General features: G+C 46.5%; 1 pseudogene. It reads right to left on the bottom strand.

From position 1 onward, the window contains the following. Positions 1 to 604 (bottom strand): annotated as a pseudogene (locus R7Q48_RS28895) (hypothetical protein); the annotation flags it as partial.

Here is a 604-nt window from a genome sequence, read left to right as displayed (position 1 = left end):
CATTGGTATTGTGGCTGAGTTATCTCTGTCCAAATTTGACCAATCGATGGCGCAAGCGTGTTGATGTCGATGCCTAGCGCCAAGCTAAAGAAGCTCTTATCGCTGTTAGACTCGGTTAACACACCACGAATCGATTTAAGCGCATCGACGATCACTTTATTCTTCGACTCAACAACAAAGCCGCCTTTGATTGACGCTTGCTCACCGTTTAGCTTGTACTCCGCAAACGCCACCGATTGAGGCCAGTTTTCTGCAATTTGCGTAAACTCGTTATGACAAACTGGTGTGCGCATTTCCGTAATGTTTGGATCGACATTAAGACGAGTTAATTGACGAGCAAACATGTTGCCATCAACAGTGGTTAAACCTTTGATGATTTCACGATGGTCGATGTAGCCAAAAGAGTTGTTGTTTTTACCATACTGAGTTTGGATGGCTTCAGCACGACCGCTATCCGCTAATGATTGGGTTGGAGACTCAAGACCCAGCGCCATTTTCAACGGGTTAAGATCACCCAACTCCGCGATATCCACCGTCACGGTTAGCACGTTGTCGATAACCGCTACAACTAAGCCAATACCATCCTGCGGATCTACTGCATCCG

It is taken from the genome of Vibrio sp. 378, assembly GCF_033339435.1.
The sequence above is the reverse complement of the archived record's forward strand: the minus strand, read 5'-3'. Positions and strand labels throughout refer to the sequence as shown.